Genomic DNA, 19,599 nt, shown 5'->3' on the forward strand with positions numbered 1-19,599 from the left:
GCATCATCAATTAAACATGAATTAAATTTTTTGTACCTGATTGATGTCCACCTGATGGCGGTCAAAATCTTTTGCTGACCAACATGTGCCTTAATAATAGTTAATAATGTTAGATGGTTGGGCAACCACATCAGGCATCATATGGGTCTCTTAACACAATGGTCTGTTCTCTATCAGGACCTGTCGATATGATGTCCACAGGGCAATCTATCAATTCTTCGATGCGTTTGATGTAGGCTTTGGCATTGTCTGGCAAGTCGTCATATTGGGTGATGCCCACGGTTGATTCAGACCAACCTGCCACCGTCTCATAGATAGGCGTAACCGACTCATAAAACTCAGCATCATAAGCCCCTTCAGACTCAGTTTCAGGCAACTCATAGCCAATCCCAATGCGAATTTCGTCCAGTCCGTCCAGCACGTCAAGCTTAGTCAGACAAATGCCTGATAGCGAATTTAGCACCACCGCACGGCGTAAGCTTTCGGCATCAAACCAACCACAACGCCTGGCACGTCCTGTGGTTGCCCCAAACTCATGACCCACTTTGGCAAGATGGGCGCCCACATCGTCAAACAGTTCCGTGGGAAATGGACCACCCCCCACCCGAGTGGTGTAGGCTTTGGTAATGCCCAATACATAATCTAAATATAAAGGGCCGATGCCTGTGCCTGTCGACACGCCCCCAGCGGTGGTATTGGAGCTGGTAACAAACGGATAAGTGCCATGATCGATGTCAAGCAACGTACCTTGAGCCCCTTCAAACATTAAGTGTTTACCTGCTTTACGTAACTCGTTTAGTTCACCTGTCACATCGGCAACCAAATCCTTTAACGCATCTCGCCACTGCAAAAACAACTCATAAGTGGCATCAAAGTCAATGGCATCAACGCCATAATATTTGGTCAACTGAAAATTATGATAATCAATTAAATTACGCAGTTTTTCTTGGGCATCATGACGGAACAAATCAGCAAACTTAATGGCACGGCGAGCAACTTTGTCTTCATAAGCAGGACCGATGCCACGCCCTGTTGTACCAATTTTGCCACTACCACGCTTGGCTTCACGGGCTTTATCTAATGCCACATGATACGGCATGATGAGTGGACAGTTAGGAGAGATGCGCAGACGCTCACGCACAGGCACATCTTTATTCTCTAATTCTTTGATTTCTTTTAACAAAGCATCAGGAGCAAGCACCACACCATGACCGATATAACAAGTGACATCATCACGCAAGATGCCTGATGGGATAAGATGTAACACTGTTTTTTCACCACCCACCACCAAGGTATGCCCAGCGTTGTGTCCACCTTGAAAGCGAGCAACGGCAGCGGCTTTTTCAGTGAGCAAATCAACGATTTTACCTTTACCTTCATCACCCCACTGACTGCCCAAAACAACGACATTTTTTCCCATGATGTCTCCTTAAATAACAACAAGAAATGACTATAAACTGTAAAAAAAATAACGACAACTGACTAAAACTGACCACAAAAAATTAGCACAAACGCCACTAAAGAACCACTAAAAAAATAAACATCACTCATATCTTGCCCATCATATCTTTGTCAATACCCATTGCCCTTGCTGATGGTGTAAATGGTGAGTAATGTTATCTGGTTTATCAACTGCGGTTAATGGTTTGATGACTCGATGCCCTTGTCGACGTAATTTGGCAATGACATCTGCCAACTGGTCGGCTTGTTTGGCATTTAGCTGTTGTATGTCTTGATACACCACCCAAATCCAATGACTTGCCAAACTCTCTGTCTCATCTATAAAATATGGCAACAACCGAGTCACGTCCATACTAAAACCAATGGCAGGGCGACTTTGCTGTTGGCGTTCTTGTTGGCGGTCTTGTTGGTAATGGGTGCTAAGCCGTTGGCTTGGTGGCTCAACTGGTTTTAGTGGCTTGATGGTATCAATCGTTGGCTTGGCTAAAGTGGCCATTTGCCCATTAAAGCGACCACCTCTTGCCACCACTTGCGATTCGTTATTCACATACAGATTAAACACCAAGCCTGTATGATAATGATAACCTGACAGCTCAGTCAAATCCATACTGATGTTTGGCAGATTATCACAAACGTTATCCCCACAAATGGTTTTGGCTTGTGATAAATGCTGATAAACACGCTGTAACTCTGCCAAACTCTGCTGAATCACCACATCATTTGCCACATCAGCACTAAATTGTGCCTGCAATTTGTGTAAGTCATGCCCATGAATTGCCAACTGATAAAAATCTTGCCCAAATGCAAGGCAATGACAAAATTGCTCCAACTCAGGCAAGGCTTTATTGGCATAACACCGCATCAAATGCTCACTGGTGGTGTTGTCCAAATTGGCAAGCTCGCTTAAGCGTTTAAACACGCCCACATGCCCCAAATCCAAATGCCAACTGACGGGTAAGTTTAAATCAGACAGCAACGCATACAACACGTCAAGCAACTCAAAATCTGCTTCTATTGTGTCGCAGCCGAACAGCTCCGCCCCCAACTGCAAAGGGGTGCGTGAACCAAACAAACCATTGGGTAATGTGTGAATGACATGCCCTGCATAGCAATAGCGAGCCACCGCCTTAGCAAAATATGCTTGCCCAAACTTGGCATCAATGCGTCGAATTTGTGGGGTGGTGTCGGCACGCACGCCCATCAGTCGCCCTGTTACCTGGTCAATGAGTTTAAACGTTTGGCGTTTAAGATCTTCTGATGCTTCTTGTAACAAAGACTCGGTAAATTCAATCAAAGGCGGAGAAACCAACTGATAACCATGGCTTTGTAACTGTTTGATTAAGCGATGGCGTAGGTATTGTTGTTTATCGGCATCGGCAAACAACACATCATGCACGCCATCAGGCAATAGCCAATGATTGGCATCATAAGAAGCGATGTTAACATGATGAGCCACGTTATTATGAACGATGTTATGATGAGCCATGTTATTGGCTAATGACGAACTGTTATCTGGATTGTCTGACATAGGTACTGTGGTGATGAATTGATAAGCATTGGGTGCGTTCATGGTTACTTATGGTGATTTTAAGCCAAATGTAGACAAAACAAGGTAAGGTTTGACGACATTCACACATAAGCAAACACACATGATGATGGCTTTGATTGAATGCTTAAGTTTTATTGAATGCTTAGTTGAACACTTGAATGATAGCATAAGCGTCAGTTTTATCATACCCATTTATGCTGAGTGTCATCAACATATCATTCATGGTTTTGACAAGTCGTTCATGGTTTTGACAAGTTAAGGCAATATAGAACCAAAATACCTTGATTAGGGCATGAGTGAGTATCTCTACTGACTACAAAATTATAGATGAGAAATACTAACGCATGACCTAGCATGACCTAAAAATCCATATAAACAGTTGAATGATAGAAAAAATTATTATATAATTTTCTATAAATAATTATCATTCTCATTATTTTGCAATACCCCCATATCGTCGGCTGACTTCTTTTTTTAACAACACCATGTATGATATGTCAGTCATATTCATATATGATGGTGCTGGCATGCCATATTGGTTAACCATGATACATGAATATGGCATAAAACAACATAGCATCGCATAAAACAACATAGCATCAAGCAAATTTGAGTGGCTTAAATGGCAAATAAATCAAAATTGAATGTAAATTCTCAAACACCATCTCAAGCACAAACTCATTTAGGGTTTGAACGCCAATCATCCACAACAGACATCAGCACAAACAACCGCACCAACATGTCAGTGGTCATTGGCGTTTTGGCATTGCACATGGGCGTGGCGGTGGGATTGTCGCACATGCCACCCATGCCATTAAAACAAACAGAACCACCCAAACCAATCGAAGTGCAATTTATTCAAGAAGTGACAGAGCTGCCTGTTGAGCCTGAGCCTAGCCCTGAACCAGTCTCTGAACCTGAGTCTAGCCCTGAGCCAGTTGCTCAGCCTGAGCCAGTCATTGAGCCTGAACCGCCTAAGCCTGAGCCAGTCATTGAGCCTAAACCCGAACCCATTCCTGAGCCAATCCCTGAACCAGTCATTGAGCCTGAACCCAAACCTGAGCCAATCCCTGAACCTGAGCCTGAACCAGTCGTTGAACCTGAGCCTGAGCCTGAAATCATCACCAGTCAAATTGTCGATAATCGCCCCAGTGCGTGGGAAATCCAGCAAGAACAAGAACGACTGCAACGTGAAGCTGATGAACGGGCAAGACTGCAACGTGAAGCCGATGAACGAGCAAGACTGCAACGTGAAGCCGATGAACGGGCAAGACTGCAACGTGAAGCTGATGAACGGGCAAGGTCTCAACGACCTATTACCTTTTCACAAAGTGATGCCAGTTGGCGAAATCGACCACATTTAACGTTGCCACATAGCATCACACAACACCTAGAACCAGGCGAACAGCTCACCGTACTGCTTAAATTAACGGTGGACAAACAAGGTAAAATCACCCAAGTTGATATCGCTGAAAGCTCTGGTAACAATCGCTTTGATAGAGCGGCACAAAAACAGATTCGCTCAGGAAGATTTCGCCCCTTTACCCAAAATGGCACACCTGTCAAAGGCATTGTCATCATTCCCATGACTTATGAACACAGGTAAGCATTTTTACAGTCAGCATTTTGATTAAAAAGTCTTATTTTATCCAATATATTTGCCAACTCATATCTAAGGAGATTTTATGAATTTTATGCACTACTGGCAATATACCGATGCCATCACCAAAGTATTATTTTTCGTTTTATTCGCCCTATCACTTAGCTCATGGGTTGTCGGAATCTTACGAATTTTGCAAAGTAAAAAGCTGGCAAATGTTGTAACAGATGGCTTAACTGAGCAACTAAATGCCCTACAACCACAGCTGATGGGTCTGTCAGCTGACAGCAAAAAAGCAGTGATTGAACAAACCTTATTGCAACAAATCAGTCGTTACCGATTTGACAGTGAAAAAGGCTTGTCTGTCCTTGGCACAACCGCTTCAATCGCACCATTTATTGGATTGTTTGGCACAGTTTGGGGAATTTTTCATGCTTTGCATAGCATTGGTGAAAGTGGTCAAGCAGGACTTGGGCAAGTGGCAGGACCTGTTGGTGAAGCATTGATTATGACAGGGTTGGGGCTTGCGGTGGCAATTCCTGCGGTGATTTTTTATAATATTGTGTTGCGTATCAATCGCAAAGCCTTGCACCAAGCCAACGATGTCTCACATGAACTGTTGGCAAAAAGCCTATTACGATCTACCACAAACTGACTGCCCATGCTCATTTTTCCATAAACCAACACAGTATTAGGAATTTATTATGGCATTTCAATTAGACGGTGATGATGGTCAAGGCATGAATGAGATGAATCTCATTCCCTTGATTGACATCATGCTGGTGCTGATGATTATTTTTTTGGTTACCGCCACGGTGTTAAACCCAACCGTACCACTCGATTTACCCAAAACCAGTGCCAGCGTCAATGAGCAACCACCAGAAGTCATTCAAATCAGCATTGATAAAGACTCAGGAATTTTTTGGGACAGCCAAGCCATCAGCCTTGAGCAATTACAAACTCGCCTAAGTGAAGAAGCACAAGCAGGCAAAGACCCCCAAATTCAACTGCGAGCAGATAAAGAAAGTCAATATGACATCATCGCTCAAGTATTGGCAACCGCCAGTCAAGCAGGTTTAAGTAAGATTGCTTTTGTGAATCAATCATGATAAAAAGGTCGGTAATCCGACCTTTAAGACAATTTTCACAAGCAGTTTTTTACAGAAGGTTTGTTACAAAAACAGTTTTATGAACCAACCGATTGAGCCAAGCCCCCACAATAATCGCACCAATGTTTTAGGCACTGCCTTGGCCAGCTGTTGTTTTTTCCCATTGACAGGCTATTATCGAGATGGCTTTTGCCACACGGGCATTCATGATGTGAGTCAGCATACTGTTTGTACTCGTGTGACAGCAGAGTTTTTGCAATTTTCGGCAGACCGAGGCAATGATTTAATCACCCCTTTGCCAGAGTTTCATTTCCCAGGTTTAACACCAGGGGACTTTTGGTGCGTGTGTGCATTGCGTTGGATTGAAGCGTTAGATTATGGCGTGGCATCACCCATCAAACTTGAAGCCTGTCACGAAAGTTTGCTGGAGTTGGTGGACATTGACACTTTAAAAAAATATGCCATTTAACTGTCATTCCAATAACTGTCATTCCAACGACATTCATTCTCACTTAAATCCCACAAACATCTCCACTACGGCTTAAAGTTGTCTTTTAAGCTGACAATTTCATTAAACACAGGTTTATCAGGTGTGTGTTCTTTGCTGTCAGCGATAAAATACCCTTCTCTCTCAAATTGAAAGCGACTGCCTGCATCCACATGAGCCAATGACGGCTCAACCACGGCATTGAGTATGGTTAGGCTATTGGCATTGAGTGCATCATGCACATCACTGACATTGCTAGGATTGTCAACACAAAACAGCGACTGATACAAACGCACGGTGGCAGGTATGCCCATACTGGCAGACACCCAATGAATGACCCCTTTTACTTTACGGTCTTCAGGGTTCTTGCCCAAGGTATTGGGATCAATGGTGGCAAACAGTTCTGTGACTTGTCCTGTCTCATCGATGACATGCTTGGTAACGCTTAACACATAAGTGTTACGCAAGCGAATCTCTGGTTTATCTGGTGATAGGCGTTTATAGCCTTTTGGTGGCACAAGTTCATAATCATTGGCATCAATGTAGATGGTTTGGGTGAAAGGAATTTCTCGTTCACCCATGTCTATGTTGGGGTGTTTTGGCTGAGTAAGCCAAAGGGTGGCATTGGCTTTATCCCAACGAGCATTCACGCCATCTGATTTTAAGCTTTCCCAATGGCTGACTGCTTCGTTAAAATTAGTGATGGTTACTTTTAAAGGACGTAATACCGCCATGCCCCTTGCTGTTGTGTTCTCAAGCGATTGACGAATGCTAAACTCAAGCAATCGCATGTCCACCACGCCGTCCGCTTTGGCAACACCAACACGGTCACAAAAATCTCGCAAGCCTTCAGGGGTATAACCACGGCGACGCATTCCTGCGATGGTTGGCATGCGTGGGTCATCCCAACCTGTTACAACGCCTTCATCAACCAGCTGTTTTAGTTTACGCTTACTGGTTAAGGTATGGTCAACGTTAAGACGGCTAAACTCATACTGATGCGGTGGTTGTTCAAAGCCAATTTTATCTATCACCCAATCATAAAAGGGGCGATGGTCTTCAAACTCTAAAGTACACAAAGAATGGGTAATGCCTTCGATGGCATCGGACAACGGATGGGCATAATCATACATGGGATACACACACCACGCATCACCAGTCTGATGATGACTTTGGTGCATGACCCGATAAATCACAGGGTCACGCATGTTCATGTTGGGGTGGCTCATGTCAATCTTGGCTCTTAGCACCGCTTCACCGTCCTTGTATTTACCAGCTTTCATGTCAGCAAATCGGCTCAAATTATCTGCCACGCTGGCATCACGTTGGGGTGATGGCGTGCCTGCCTGCTTAAACGAACCACGGTTCTGTTTGATTTGTTCAGGGGTTTGCAAATCCACATAAGCATCACCTTGATTGATGAGTTGCACCGCCCAATCATACAACTTATCAAAATAATCGGACGCATGACGAGCTTGTCCTGCCCAGTTAAAACCCAGCCATTGCACATCTTTTTTAATGTTATCAATGTAATCTTGTTTTTCGGCGGTGGGATTGGTGTCGTCATAACGCAAATGACAAACACCTGAAAATTCATCAGCAACACCAAAGTTTAAACAAATGGATTTGACATGCCCTAAATGTAAATAACCATTAGGCTCTGGCGGAAAGCGAGTAACAATCTGCTGATACTTTTGGGCTTTGATGTCATCACGAATGATGGCACGGATAAAGTCATTTTTTTCATTGGCATGGGTTGCGTTGGCATGGGTATCGGTCGAATGGATTGCGTTGTCGCTCATGAAAATTCCTATGATTAAGTTTTTATGATTAAATTTTTATGATTCAGTTTCTATGATTAGGCATTAATTAAGTAAGCATTAAGTGATTAAGCACATATTAGGGCGTATCGATATTATTTTTATATTTTAGCAAAATTTTTAGCCCAAAAGATATCTTAATTCAGTGGCACATCAGTGGCAAAAAAGATGACAAATGGCATAAAAATAGCTACACTTAGCATTAATTTATTGCTTAATCTTATCTCGTAATCTTTTAACTCACAATAAGGAACACAACATGGACATGCCACCAGTCGTTAAATTAGACACTTCAATGGGTGAAATCATCATTCAACTTAATGAAGACAAAGCCCCAAAAACCGTCGAAAACTTCCTAAACTACGTCAAATCTGGTCATTATGACGGCACGATTTTTCATCGGGTCATTGATGGCTTTATGATACAAGGCGGTGGTATGGATAGCAACATGAACGAACGCAAAACCCATGCCCCCATCGAAAACGAAGCAGATAACGGCTTAACCAATGATGTCGGTACAATCGCCATGGCTCGCACACAAGCCCCACACTCTGCCACCAGTCAATTTTTTATTAATGTCAAAAACAATGACTTTTTAAACCATTCTGGCAAAAACCCACAAGGTTGGGGCTATGCTGTGTTTGGTAAGGTCACGGAAGGCATGGACGTGGTCAATAACATCAAAGGCGTTGCCACAGGTCGTTATGGCATGCACGCTGATGTGCCCAAAGAGCCTGTGGTCATCAACTCCATTAAGCTTGTTACACCTTAAGTTAAAAGCCGAATCAAGCCAAGTCCAAATCAAGCTAAGTCAAGGTCAAGCGACGTGATGACTGACCCAACTTTTGAGACCTTTGAGCATCTCATCACCACTTGCCCACACCAATTACAGGCGGTGTTTGTCAGTGATTTGCATTTATCAGCTGATGAACCTGCCTTGATGCAGGCTTTTTTGGCATTGCTTGATGATTTATTAGCCCTACCCAATTTACGTCAACTGTATATTTTGGGTGATTGGTTCGATGCGTGGATAGGCGATGACAGCTATCTGCAATTAAGCGATGATGCCAAAATGACACATTGGCTCACACCCATGTTCATGGCATTAAAATCATTACGTATCCAAGGGTGTGATATTTTGGTGATGCACGGTAACCGAGATTTTTTACTTGGTCAACCTTTATGTAATGTGTTTGCTGGGCAACTGGTTACTGAACCACAATTGATTGATTTATACGAATTGATAGATGATGAATTGGTGGATAATCCCACCCCAATAACCACTCATATTAATCAGCCAACCGAACATAGCACCCCCAAACATTGCAACAGTCATCATACCAGCTTGCATCATACAAGCGTTCATCATAGATTACGTTTGGAGCATGGCGATGCGTTATGCACCGATGACAAAGCGTATCAACGCTTACGGCGTTGGTCTCGTAACCGTTTACTGCAATGGTGGTTATTAAGCAAGCCTTTACACAAACGGCAAAAAATTGCTAATTTATTAAGACAAAAAAGTCAAAAATCCAATCACAAAAAAGCATCACACATCATGGATGTCAACGCTGCTGCCGTTGATGATGTGATGGTGCAAGTCGATATGTTATTACATGGGCATACCCACCGCCCTGCCATTCATAAACTTGCCAATCATAAATACCGATTTGTTTTGGGTGATTGGCAATCAGACAACACAACACAGGTATCAGCAGTGATGGGCGTGTTGGTCAGTGATAAAAAAAACGGATTAGCCAAGCTACGTTTGGTCAATTTTGCCCATCTACTTAAGTGAGGGTGCTTCAGCTTGAGCGTTTTAAACTTGAGCGTTTTTAAAAAAATATTCACGATAATGTTTCAGTTCACGAATAGAGTCACGAATGTCATCAAGTGCCAAATGGCTGCCTTTTTTTTCAAACGTGTTTAAAATATCAGGTCGCCAACGATATGCCAACTCTTTAACCGTTGACACATCTAAGTTACGATAATGAAAAAATTGCTCAAGCTTGGGCATTTGCCGTGCTAAAAAACGGCGGTCTTGGCAAATGGAATTACCACACATGGGCGAGTTACCAGCATCTACCCATTTACTCAAAAATGAGATGGTTTCTTGTTCAGCTTGTTTAAGGGTAATTTGGCTGCGACGCACTCGGTCAATCAAGCCAGACTGTCCGTGTTGTTTGGTATTCCAGTCGTCCATGCCATTTAAGATACGGTCAGCAACTTTAATGGCAAATACAGGACCTTCGGCTAAGACATTTAAATGAGCATCGGTAACGATGGTGGCAATCTCAATGATGTCATCATTTAAGGTATCCAATCCTGTCATTTCTAGGTCAATCCAGATAAGATTTTTGCCATTTTTACTTTGAGATGATTTAAGACTGACCGTACGTTTTTCGTTCATGTGTTTTTCACCGTGGTCGGTACGGTTGTTCATTTGGGTATCACTATTGGATTGTTGATTCATGCCATTGACTTAAACTGAATGGTTAACATTGAATGATTAAAAGGGATTTAATCATCTGACTTATTTTGATGACCAATACAAAATACTGCAAATAACGCTATATCCTAACAGATTTTACAGGTACACTTGCATTTTATTTGTTTTTTATTGATATTTTATGACGTTAATCCGACAACGCAAGCTGAACAAGCAACAACTCAGACGCATCAGCAAACAACAGCAAGATGCCGTTACGATTGATGATGACGATTTGTTAGATGGTGTTGTCATCGCCCATTATGGTAAACAGTTGGCAGTGCAAGTTACCTGTCTGCCTGCTCGCCTGCCAACCCCCCCCACAGTCGCTGATGATGAACCGCCCCCTTTTTGGCAGACCATACAACTGCATGACATATGGCGTTGTCATGCTCGCACTAACTTACCCATGCTCACTGTTGGCGACAAAGTGCGTTGGATTGCTGACCCCAATACAGGCTTTGGACGTATTGAGACGCTGTTACCACGTCAATCACTGATAACCCGCCCAGACCGCTATCATAAGCTCAAACCTGTGGTTGCTAATGTTGATGTGTTGGCGATTATGTTTGCTCCTTTGCCCATACCAGCCCCCAGTCTGATTGACCGTTATTTGGTGGTTGCTCATCATAGTGGCGTGCGTCCGCTATTGATATTAAATAAAGCAGACTTATTAAATGACAGCGACCATGCCCATATCCAACATCTGTTAGACGACTACCGTCAATTAGGCTATGACACCCTAATCACCCAAGCATGTATGAATGACAATGCTTTAAATAACAATGCTTTAAACAATCATTTAAAAAACCAACTTCATTTAAAAAACCAACTTGCTGATAAAATGGTGGTATTTGCAGGACAGTCTGGCGTCGGTAAAAGCAGTTTGATAAATGCCTTGCTACCTGACTGTCAGCAAAGCATCAATGTCATCTCCGAAAATTCCAAACTGGGTCAACACACCACCACCACCAGCCGTCTGTTGCCTTTTTATCGTCATGACTTAACACAAGGGGGCATTGTGGACACCCCCGGTATTCGTGAGTATGGCATTTGGCACTTATCACCTGACGACATCATCTCAGGGTTTATTGAACTTGCTCCGTTGGTGGGTCAATGTCAATTCCGTGATTGCAAACACACCGACAACAGTAAAGGTTGTGCTTTACGCCAAGCGGTGGCAGATGGCCATGTGCTAAAACGCAGGGTAGACAATTTGGTGCTTTTACAAGCAGAAGCGGATACGCAAGGTTATTAGCCCTGCCTTTAAATCGTTAAGCCTTGCCCCCATTATGTTAAAATATCGCCTCTTTATTTTGATGCCCTTTATTATGAATATTCGTTGCTTTGACGCTGTTTTACGTTTGACACTGTTTTAACATCATAAAGTTTAACATCATGAAGTTTTCATATTGAGTTTTAACGTCATTTAATTTTTTATCCGTATTTGTTTTTTAAGTGAGCCATTATGAGTGACCAATCCACCGAATCCACCTCGCAATTAGCCACCTTAATCAAGATGGGCAAAGAGCAAGGCTATCTGACCTATGCTGAAGTCAACGACCAATTGCCTGAATCCATCACCGAAACTGACCAAATCGAAGACATCGTACAGATGCTCAGCGACGTGGGCATTAAAGTGTTTGAGTCTGCTCCTGATGACGATGACATCTTGATGAGCGATGATGGTTCAGATGATGACATGGCAGCAGATGAAGCAGCACAAGTGTTGGCATCGGTTGAGACCGAACCGGGACGTACCACCGACCCTGTGCGTATGTACATGCGTGAGATGGGAACGGTGGATTTGCTGACTCGTGAAGGTGAGATTGCCATTGCCAAACGCATCGAAGAAGGCATACGAGACATTCAACACGCCATGGCATATTGGCCAGGCACGGTACAGCTGGTATTGGACGAATACAACGAAGCCTTACAAGGTAATAAAAAAATAACCGACATCATCACAGGTTTTTTAGATATTGAAGTGGCAGATAACCCCAGTGATGACGATAACAATATCCCTGAACTAAAACCTAAGCCCAAAACCGTCAATGATGATGATAATGATGTTGACGACAGCGACGGTGATGCCGATGACGAACTGGAAGAAAACGATGATGGCAGTGGTCTGGATTTGGACGAAGTACGCACACGTTTTGAAGAAATTGATGGCTTATTTACCATTGCCAAGCAAACTCTAACAGAGCATGGGCGAGACAGCGAACAAGCCAAAGAAGCATACGCTCAACTGGCAGACCGCTTTATGCACCTAAAACTTAACAACCGCCTATCTGACCAAGTCATGGCGGTGGTGTTTGACACCTATGATGATGTCCGCAAGCAAGAAAGACAAATCATGCGATTGGTTATTCGCCGTGGTCGCATGCCTCGCAATGAATTTCGTAAAACCTTTCCCAGTAATGAAACCAACGTCGATTGGCTGACCGAACGCTTAAGTGGTCAACCTAAATTTGCTGAGCATCTAGAGAAGGTGATTGATGATGTGATTTTATTACAAAGACGCATTCGTGACCATGAAGACCGCTTGGGCATGGAAATTAAGGACATGAAAGACGTGGCTCGTCGCATCGCCATTGGTGAAGCCAAATCTCGTCGTGCCAAAAAAGAGATGGTGGAAGCCAACTTACGTTTGGTCATCTCCATTGCCAAAAAATACACCAACCGTGGCTTACAATTCCTTGATTTGATTCAAGAAGGCAACATTGGTCTGATGAAAGCGGTGGATAAATTTGAGTACCGCCGTGGTTATAAATTCTCAACCTATGCCACATGGTGGATACGCCAAGCAATCACTCGCTCAATTGCAGACCAAGCTCGCACCATCCGTATCCCTGTGCATATGATTGAGACCATCAATAAAATTAACCGTGTGTCTCGTCAGCTGTTACAAGAGATGGGACGTGAACCAACCCCAGAAGAGCTTGGTGAACGCCTTGAGATGGACGAGACCAAAGTACGTAAAGTGCTAAAAATCGCCAAAGAGCCCATCTCAATGGAAACACCCATTGGTGATGATGAAGACAGCCATTTGGGTGATTTCATCGAAGACCAAACCATCTCAAGCCCAGTAGATGATGCCACAGCAGCAGGACTGCGTGAAGCAACTCGTGATGTGCTGAATAATCTGACCGAACGTGAAGCCAAAGTATTAAAAATGCGATTTGGTATCGACATGCCTACCGACCACACCTTAGAAGAAGTCGGTAAACAGTTTGATGTGACTCGTGAGCGTATCCGCCAAATTGAAGCCAAAGCATTGCGTAAATTACGCCACCCTTCTCGGTCCGAACATTTACGGTCATTTCTGGAAAATGATTAAATCATCATTGACCAAATTAAACAAAAAAAGCCAAACAATAAAGGCGAAAAGTGATTTTTCGCTTTTTTTGTTTGGCCGTTTTTTATCAAATCATCAAACTGTTAAATCATCAAACTGTCAAATGGATTGTTACTTGAAATCCTGATGAACACCGCCATTAACTGACATGTCATCATTTATCCACATCGCAACCCATTTTATAGGAACACGCCATGACCAAAGACGTTCACATCAGCGACATCAATGCAGGATTTTGCCAACCTGACATAAAAGGCAAAAAAACCGACATTCAAAACCCAGAACTTTGGAATTTTCCGATGAACTACCCCATGAGCATCATCGGACATGAAGGCAAGCATCAAGAGCTACAAGACGAAGTCAAGCTAATTTTAGGCAGCCAATTTCCAGATTTTGACCTTGCCAGCATCGAAGTCAAACCCTCACGCACAGGGCGTTTTTATTCGTTGCGTTGTCAGTTGTATTTGACCAACGCCAAACAAGTCAATGAGCTGTATGCGGCACTTGATAACGCCAAAACCGTCCGCATGGTGGTGTGATATTGATATATGGTGGAGTAATTTGGTGTGTGGCATAAATCTTATGGCATAAATAAAGTCTTAAGCCAAATGCTTTAACACCGCCTCCCCCATCTCATCACAAGACACAAGCGTCGTGCCATCTTCATAAATATCCGCTGTACGATAGCCTTGCTCTAACACTTTTTGTACCGCCCGCTCAATCTGTGCCGCCCGCTGTTCATCATTTAGGCTATATCTGACCAACATGGCAAGCGATAATATGGTCGCCAGTGGATTTGCCTTATCTTGCCCTGCAATGTCAGGGGCAGAGCCATGAGACGGCTCGTACAAGCCTTTGCCTGTCTCATTTAGGCTTGCTGATGGCAACATGCCAATAGAGCCTGTGAGCATGGACGCTTGGTCGGATAAAATATCGCCAAAGATATTGCCTGTGGCAATCACATCAAACTGCTTGGGATTTTTGACCAATTGCATGGCAGCATTATCCACATACATATGACTAAGCTCAACCTCTGGATAGTCTTTGCCAACTTCGGTAAAAATCTGCCGCCAAAGTTCGGTGGTTTCTAGCACATTGGCTTTATCCACACTGCACAGTTTGCCACGGCGTTTTTGGGCAGCCTCAAAGGACACTTTGGCAATACGACGAATCTCACTTTCACCATAACGCATGGTATTAAAGCCCTCACGCTCGCCATTGTCAAGGGTTACAATGCCCCGTGGCTCACCAAAATAAATGTCCCCTGTCAGCTCACGCACAATCAAAATATCAAGCCCCGATACCACCTCGGGTTTTAAAGTGGACGCACCCGCCAGCTCTTGGTACAAAATGGCAGGACGCAAATTGGCAAACAAATTCAAATCCTTGCGAATCGCCAAAAGTCCACGCTCAGGACGCAATGGGCGGTCAAGGTCATCGTACTTAGGCGAACCAACCGCCCCCAATAACACCGCATCAGCTTTTTGTACGATTTCTTGGGTTTGGCTTGGATATGGCAAACCATAAGCGTCATAGGCTTCACCGCCCAATTTGGCGTATTCATAACTTGCCTGTAAACCATTTTGGATAAGTTTATCCAATACTTTAACGGCTTGGGCGACAATTTCAGGTCCAATACCATCACCGTTTAAAATGGCAATGTGTTTTTTCATGGAGTTTTCCTTCTATTACTTTAAACTTTAACAATTAAATATTGAAATTGATATGTTGGCTCGTATTGTTGCCAATTTAACAGATAATCATTTTTTAACTGCAATGTCTTATCTATCTTTTTTTCATCTTTCAATTTCAAGATACCTGATAATGTCTTTTCATTCTGCAAGCTAAAATCAAAATAAACCGTATTGTCTTTTGACTTACTTTGATAATACATATCATTTGTTAGAAATATGGCATAGCCTTGCGATATTTCAAACTTTTCCATTAGCTTTTCAAGCCTAACGATATCATTAACAAAATAGTAACGCCCCCAACCTTGAGCACCCTGATTTTTTAAAGAAAAATTTTCGCCATTTAATTCAAATTCAAACTTCTTCGTTTTATATTTTAATTCAATAGCAATTATTTTATCATCCATTTCAACAATTAAATCAATGTAAAATGGTCTATCATCAATCAGATATGGTTTTTCAATACGGATATTTGCTTTTGGATAACACGTTTGTATTTCCCATGCCAAAGCATGTTGAAAATCCGCTTCCGAATGAAAAAAAGGGCGTTTGTTAGCAAGTTGTTTAAGAATATTTTCAATATCTATCATTGGGAAATCCTTAAAAATCAAGCCGTCAATTCTTTAAATACCCAAGGGCGTTCGGCTTTAGCTTTTTCTTCAAAGGCTTTAATTTCATCGGCGTGTTGCAAGGTTAGCCCAATATCGTCCAAACCATTTAATAGGCAGTGTTTGCGAAACGCATCAACTTCAAAAGAATACTCTTTGCCTCTTGGGCTGATGACTTTTTGGTTTTCTAAATCAACCGTTAATTGATAGCCAATATTGGCAAAACATTCGTTAAATAAGTCATCAACATCGCTTTCACTTAACACAACAGGTAACATGCCATTTTTAAAGCAGTTATTATAAAAAATATCAGCAAAACTTGGGGCAATCACGGTGCGAAAGCCATATTCTTCCAATGCCCACGGAGCGTGTTCACGGCTAGACCCACAGCCAAAGTTTTTGCGAGCCAGTAAAATGGTTGCCCCAGCATAGCGGGCTTGGTTTAACACAAAATCAGGATTTTTGGGACGCTTGGCAATGTCTTGCCCCAAAAATCCTTCGTCCAAATAACGCAATTCATCAAATAAATTATCGCCAAAGCCTGTGCGTTTGATGGATTTTAAAAACTGCTTGGGAATAATCAGGTCGGTATCCACATTTGAGCGGTCAAGTGGGGCAACGATGCCCTGTTCGGTGGTGTATGGTTTCATATTTATTCCTTTGTTCCTTATTGCTTTTACCAAATAATTACTTTTACCAAATGGCATGCTTATTTATTTATGACCATGTTGTTTATTATCTGTTTATGATGCGCATATGGGTATGACCCAAGTTTTGTTCAAACAAGTCTTGTGCAAACAAGATTGACATGTTATCAAATAATTTAATGCAATTTTGTCAGATTTTGTCATTTTTAGCCCATTAAAATCTGTTGTGCCAAATTAGGGGCATGCTCTGAGCATCACGCCCTAAACGTCAGGATTAGCCATGAACACCTGCTCTGCTGCGTCTGCCACTTGAGCCACGGTCATGGTGCGTTTGACACTTAACGCTTGTCGCCATTTTCTTGCCCCTGACAACCCTTGAAACAGTCCCAAATAATGTCGCACCATCGTCATTAATGGCTCACCATTATCCACTTGTTGTTGTAAATAAGGCAATAACTGCTCAATAATCTGCCTGCGTGTGGGAACAGCACTGCCCCATAGCTGATTGCATTCGGCAAGCAAATAAGGATTGTGATAAAAGGCTCTGCCTATCATCACACCGTCAACATGATGTAAATGTTGTTTGATTTGTTCGATGTCATCAATGCCACCGTTTATCTCAATCTGTAAACTTTTAAAATCTTGTTTTAACCGATACACATCATCATATCTTAAAGGGGGAATATCACGATTTTGCTTGGGACTGAGACCTTGTAACCACGCAATACGAGCATGAACAATGAATCGTCTGCACCCTGCTTCTGCCACCTGCTCAACAAAGGTTTTCATAAATTCATAACTGTCAAAGTCATCAATACCAATGCGATGCTTTACCGTAATAGGAATATCAACAGCGGTTTGCATTTGCTTAACCAATGTCGCTACGGTGTGTGGCTCTGCCATCAGACACGCCCCAATCTTATTGTGCTGTACCCTATCAGACGGACAGCCAACATTGATATTGATTTCATTAAAGCCATGTTGCTGACCAATCATCGCACATTGGGTCATTTGTTCGCCATGAGAACCACCCAGTTGCAATACCAATGGTTGCTCCATATCATCATGGCGTAATAACCGCTCAGTATTGCCATATAAAATGGCAGATGTGCTTATCATCTCTGTATAAAGATGAGCATGTGGATTGAGCAGACGAGCAAAATAGCGATATTCTGGCGTTGTCCAATCTATCATCGGAGCAACACTCAACCGCTTAGGTTCTTTAAAATCAATCATTTGGCTTAAGTCTCTGATGTTTTAATGAATTCAAGAAGTAAATTTGTCTACCAACTGAATTTAACATGACTTTTTATCCAAATAATCCAAACCATGATTGGGTAAGCGATATAAAATAAATCCCAGCATCAACCCAATGATTGCCAAAAATGCCACATACAAAGCCGTTACCATACCAATGGTGGCTGACATATATGCCAGTACAAACGGCAAAACCCCACCAACAATGGCATAAACGACATTATATATCACACTAAAATACAACGCTCTTATACCAGTCGGCAACATGCGTAATATTTGTGCAGGTATCATGCCAATCACCCCAGCAGAAAAGCCCAGTATGGCATATAAGATAAGTAGCAACTCACCCCCTGCCTGCAAATGCAGATAAAACCCAAATATCTGAGCCATTAAAATCACACTGCCCCCCATCAACACCAACCCAGGATTCATTCTGTCTGCCAAAAATCCATAAAACACACATCCTAACATCAAAAACCATAACCCCAAACCATTTGCAATGCCCACCATATCGGCATCAATCGGATACACCGCCATGACCAAATCAGGCAATAAGATGGCAACAATCATAAAAATACTGCTGATATAAAGACTTAATAGACCACCGATAAAAATGGCATTGATGTGGTCTTTAATGCCATTTTTTTTGATGCTATTTTTTAAGATATCCTTGGTGTGTTTTAACGATTTTTTTGCTTTGATGAAGCGATTAGCCGTATGTGATACAGACTGACCACTTTGTGCTTGCTTAATGTGTGCTGGCTCAGTCTTTAGGTAATTTTTTTGATAATTCATAAAAATCTGAGTCATGGGAATTTGACGCAAATAATACAGCAATATCATGGTCAATGTCCCAGAGATGATGAACATCCAACGCCAACCTATCGATAACATGGCATTGACACCCATGCCATCTAGAATAATGGCAAAAACAATATTAGCCACCATCAAGCCAAAAGCATAACTGGCAACAACCACCCCACTGGACATTGACAGATAACGCTTAGGTAAACTCTCAGCAAGATACACCCAAATCACTGGCACAAGCCCACCCAAAGCCACGCCTTGACCAATACGTAGCAATAAAAATAATATGGAGGCAAAAACACCCACCATGGCAGAGGTGGGTAATAACCCTATCGTAAAGGTAAATCCTGCCATCAATGTGGCACTGACCATTAGTGCCTGTTTGCGACCTTGTTTTTGAGCCAAGCGACCAACCCAAATGCCACCAAACACTCGTGCCAAATATCCTGCAGCAAATAGCCCTGCCAGCTGCATGCTAAGCACCCAACTGGCAGTATTCTCCAAAAAAAACAGCTTGCCAAGCTCACCAAATAGGTACATAAAAATCAAAAAATCAAAAAATCCCAACGCACTCAACAGCCCCATTAACAGCATCAACCATAAATGTTTGGCATTTAAAACAGACAACTCAGGATTTTCAGATAACGGCATAACAACTGACCAACTAGCAATTTACCAAATTGAATTAACTTAACTTATTATTAAATAACATCT

At 42.5% G+C, this 19,599-nt stretch carries 18 protein-coding genes; 9 read left to right on the plus strand and 9 right to left on the minus strand.

The features are described from left to right. Positions 1–130: 130 nt before the first annotated feature. Positions 131–1,420, minus strand: a complete 1,290-nt coding sequence (locus B0682_RS04420; protein WP_078306840.1) for an adenylosuccinate synthase — start codon at positions 1,418–1,420, stop codon at positions 131–133. Positions 1,421–1,561: 141 nt separating this feature from the next. After that, positions 1,562–3,031 (minus strand): ATP phosphoribosyltransferase regulatory subunit, encoded by a 1,470-nt coding sequence (locus B0682_RS04425; protein WP_240494843.1) that lies wholly within the window; start codon positions 3,029–3,031, stop codon positions 1,562–1,564. 601 nt (positions 3,032–3,632) lie between these two features. Here B0682_RS04425 and B0682_RS09490 point away from each other — a divergent pair. From B0682_RS09490 to B0682_RS04445, 4 genes are all read left to right on the plus strand, one after another. Further along, positions 3,633–4,616 (plus strand): energy transducer TonB, encoded by a 984-nt coding sequence (locus B0682_RS09490; protein WP_078306841.1) that lies wholly within the window; start codon positions 3,633–3,635, stop codon positions 4,614–4,616. Positions 4,617–4,695: 79 nt separating this feature from the next. After that, positions 4,696–5,265, plus strand: coding sequence for a MotA/TolQ/ExbB proton channel family protein (locus B0682_RS04435; RefSeq protein WP_078306842.1), 570 nt, complete (start codon positions 4,696–4,698; stop codon positions 5,263–5,265). Positions 5,266–5,314: 49 nt separating this feature from the next. Further along, positions 5,315–5,719, plus strand: coding sequence for an ExbD/TolR family protein (locus B0682_RS04440; protein ID WP_078306843.1), 405 nt, complete (start codon positions 5,315–5,317; stop codon positions 5,717–5,719). Positions 5,720–5,798: 79 nt separating this feature from the next. Then, positions 5,799–6,188: a DUF2237 family protein gene (locus B0682_RS04445; RefSeq protein ID WP_078306844.1), complete on the plus strand. Its 390-nt coding sequence runs from the start codon at positions 5,799–5,801 to the stop codon at positions 6,186–6,188. A 65-nt stretch (positions 6,189–6,253) separates the two neighbouring features. Here the strand turns inward: B0682_RS04445 and B0682_RS04450 are convergent, their stop codons facing one another. Continuing rightward, complete coding sequence (locus tag B0682_RS04450) at positions 6,254–8,008, minus strand: glutamine--tRNA ligase/YqeY domain fusion protein (RefSeq protein ID WP_078306845.1); 1,755 nt, start codon at positions 8,006–8,008, stop codon at positions 6,254–6,256. 277 nt (positions 8,009–8,285) lie between these two features. Here B0682_RS04450 and B0682_RS04455 point away from each other — a divergent pair, with 277 nt between their 5' ends. Further along, on the plus strand, positions 8,286–8,798 hold the full coding sequence (locus B0682_RS04455) for a peptidylprolyl isomerase (protein WP_078306846.1): 513 nt from the start codon (positions 8,286–8,288) through the stop codon (positions 8,796–8,798). A 57-nt stretch (positions 8,799–8,855) separates the two neighbouring features. Continuing rightward, positions 8,856–9,824: a UDP-2,3-diacylglucosamine diphosphatase gene (gene lpxH, locus B0682_RS04460; protein WP_078306847.1), complete on the plus strand. Its 969-nt coding sequence runs from the start codon at positions 8,856–8,858 to the stop codon at positions 9,822–9,824. Between the two features lie 21 nt (positions 9,825–9,845). Here lpxH and orn read toward each other — a convergent pair whose 3' ends face one another. Beyond that, positions 9,846–10,436 carry an oligoribonuclease gene (orn, locus tag B0682_RS04465; protein ID WP_078307079.1) on the minus strand — a complete coding sequence of 197 codons (591 nt, stop codon included), beginning with the start codon at positions 10,434–10,436 and terminating at the stop codon, positions 9,846–9,848. 220 nt (positions 10,437–10,656) lie between these two features. Between orn and rsgA the strand changes: the two genes are divergently transcribed. From rsgA to B0682_RS04480, 3 genes are all read left to right on the plus strand, one after another. Continuing rightward, the gene (gene rsgA / locus B0682_RS04470) at positions 10,657–11,772 is read left to right on the plus strand and encodes a ribosome small subunit-dependent GTPase A (protein WP_078306848.1); all 1,116 of its coding nucleotides are present in this window, start codon (positions 10,657–10,659) and stop codon (positions 11,770–11,772) included. 210 nt (positions 11,773–11,982) lie between these two features. Then, a complete protein-coding gene (rpoD, locus tag B0682_RS04475; RefSeq protein WP_078306849.1) occupies positions 11,983–13,857 on the plus strand; it encodes an RNA polymerase sigma factor RpoD in 1,875 nt (624 codons plus the stop codon). A 212-nt stretch (positions 13,858–14,069) separates the two neighbouring features. After that, a complete protein-coding gene (locus tag B0682_RS04480; RefSeq protein ID WP_078306850.1) occupies positions 14,070–14,414 on the plus strand; it encodes a YbeD family protein in 345 nt (114 codons plus the stop codon). Between the two features lie 60 nt (positions 14,415–14,474). Here the strand turns inward: B0682_RS04480 and leuB are convergent, their stop codons facing one another. The 5 genes from leuB to B0682_RS04505 all read right to left on the minus strand — a co-directional run bounded on the left by leuB (position 14,475) and on the right by B0682_RS04505 (position 19,536). Continuing rightward, positions 14,475–15,548: a 3-isopropylmalate dehydrogenase gene (gene leuB, locus B0682_RS04485; RefSeq protein ID WP_078306851.1), complete on the minus strand. Its 1,074-nt coding sequence runs from the start codon at positions 15,546–15,548 to the stop codon at positions 14,475–14,477. A 20-nt stretch (positions 15,549–15,568) separates the two neighbouring features. Next, positions 15,569–16,156 (minus strand): hypothetical protein, encoded by a 588-nt coding sequence (locus tag B0682_RS04490; protein WP_066888030.1) that lies wholly within the window; start codon positions 16,154–16,156, stop codon positions 15,569–15,571. 17 nt (positions 16,157–16,173) lie between these two features. Then, positions 16,174–16,824, minus strand: coding sequence for a 3-isopropylmalate dehydratase small subunit (leuD, locus tag B0682_RS04495; protein WP_078306852.1), 651 nt, complete (start codon positions 16,822–16,824; stop codon positions 16,174–16,176). Positions 16,825–17,082: 258 nt separating this feature from the next. Continuing rightward, entirely contained in the window at positions 17,083–18,057 is a 975-nt protein-coding gene (gene dusA, locus B0682_RS04500) for a tRNA dihydrouridine(20/20a) synthase DusA (protein WP_078306853.1), read from the minus strand. Between the two features lie 60 nt (positions 18,058–18,117). Further along, positions 18,118–19,536 (minus strand): MFS transporter, encoded by a 1,419-nt coding sequence (locus B0682_RS04505; RefSeq protein ID WP_078306854.1) that lies wholly within the window; start codon positions 19,534–19,536, stop codon positions 18,118–18,120. Positions 19,537–19,599 lie beyond the last annotated feature (63 nt).

It is taken from the genome of Lwoffella lincolnii (assembly GCF_002014765.1).
In the GTDB taxonomy this organism is placed as follows: domain Bacteria; phylum Pseudomonadota; class Gammaproteobacteria; order Pseudomonadales; family Moraxellaceae; genus Psychrobacter; species Psychrobacter lincolnii.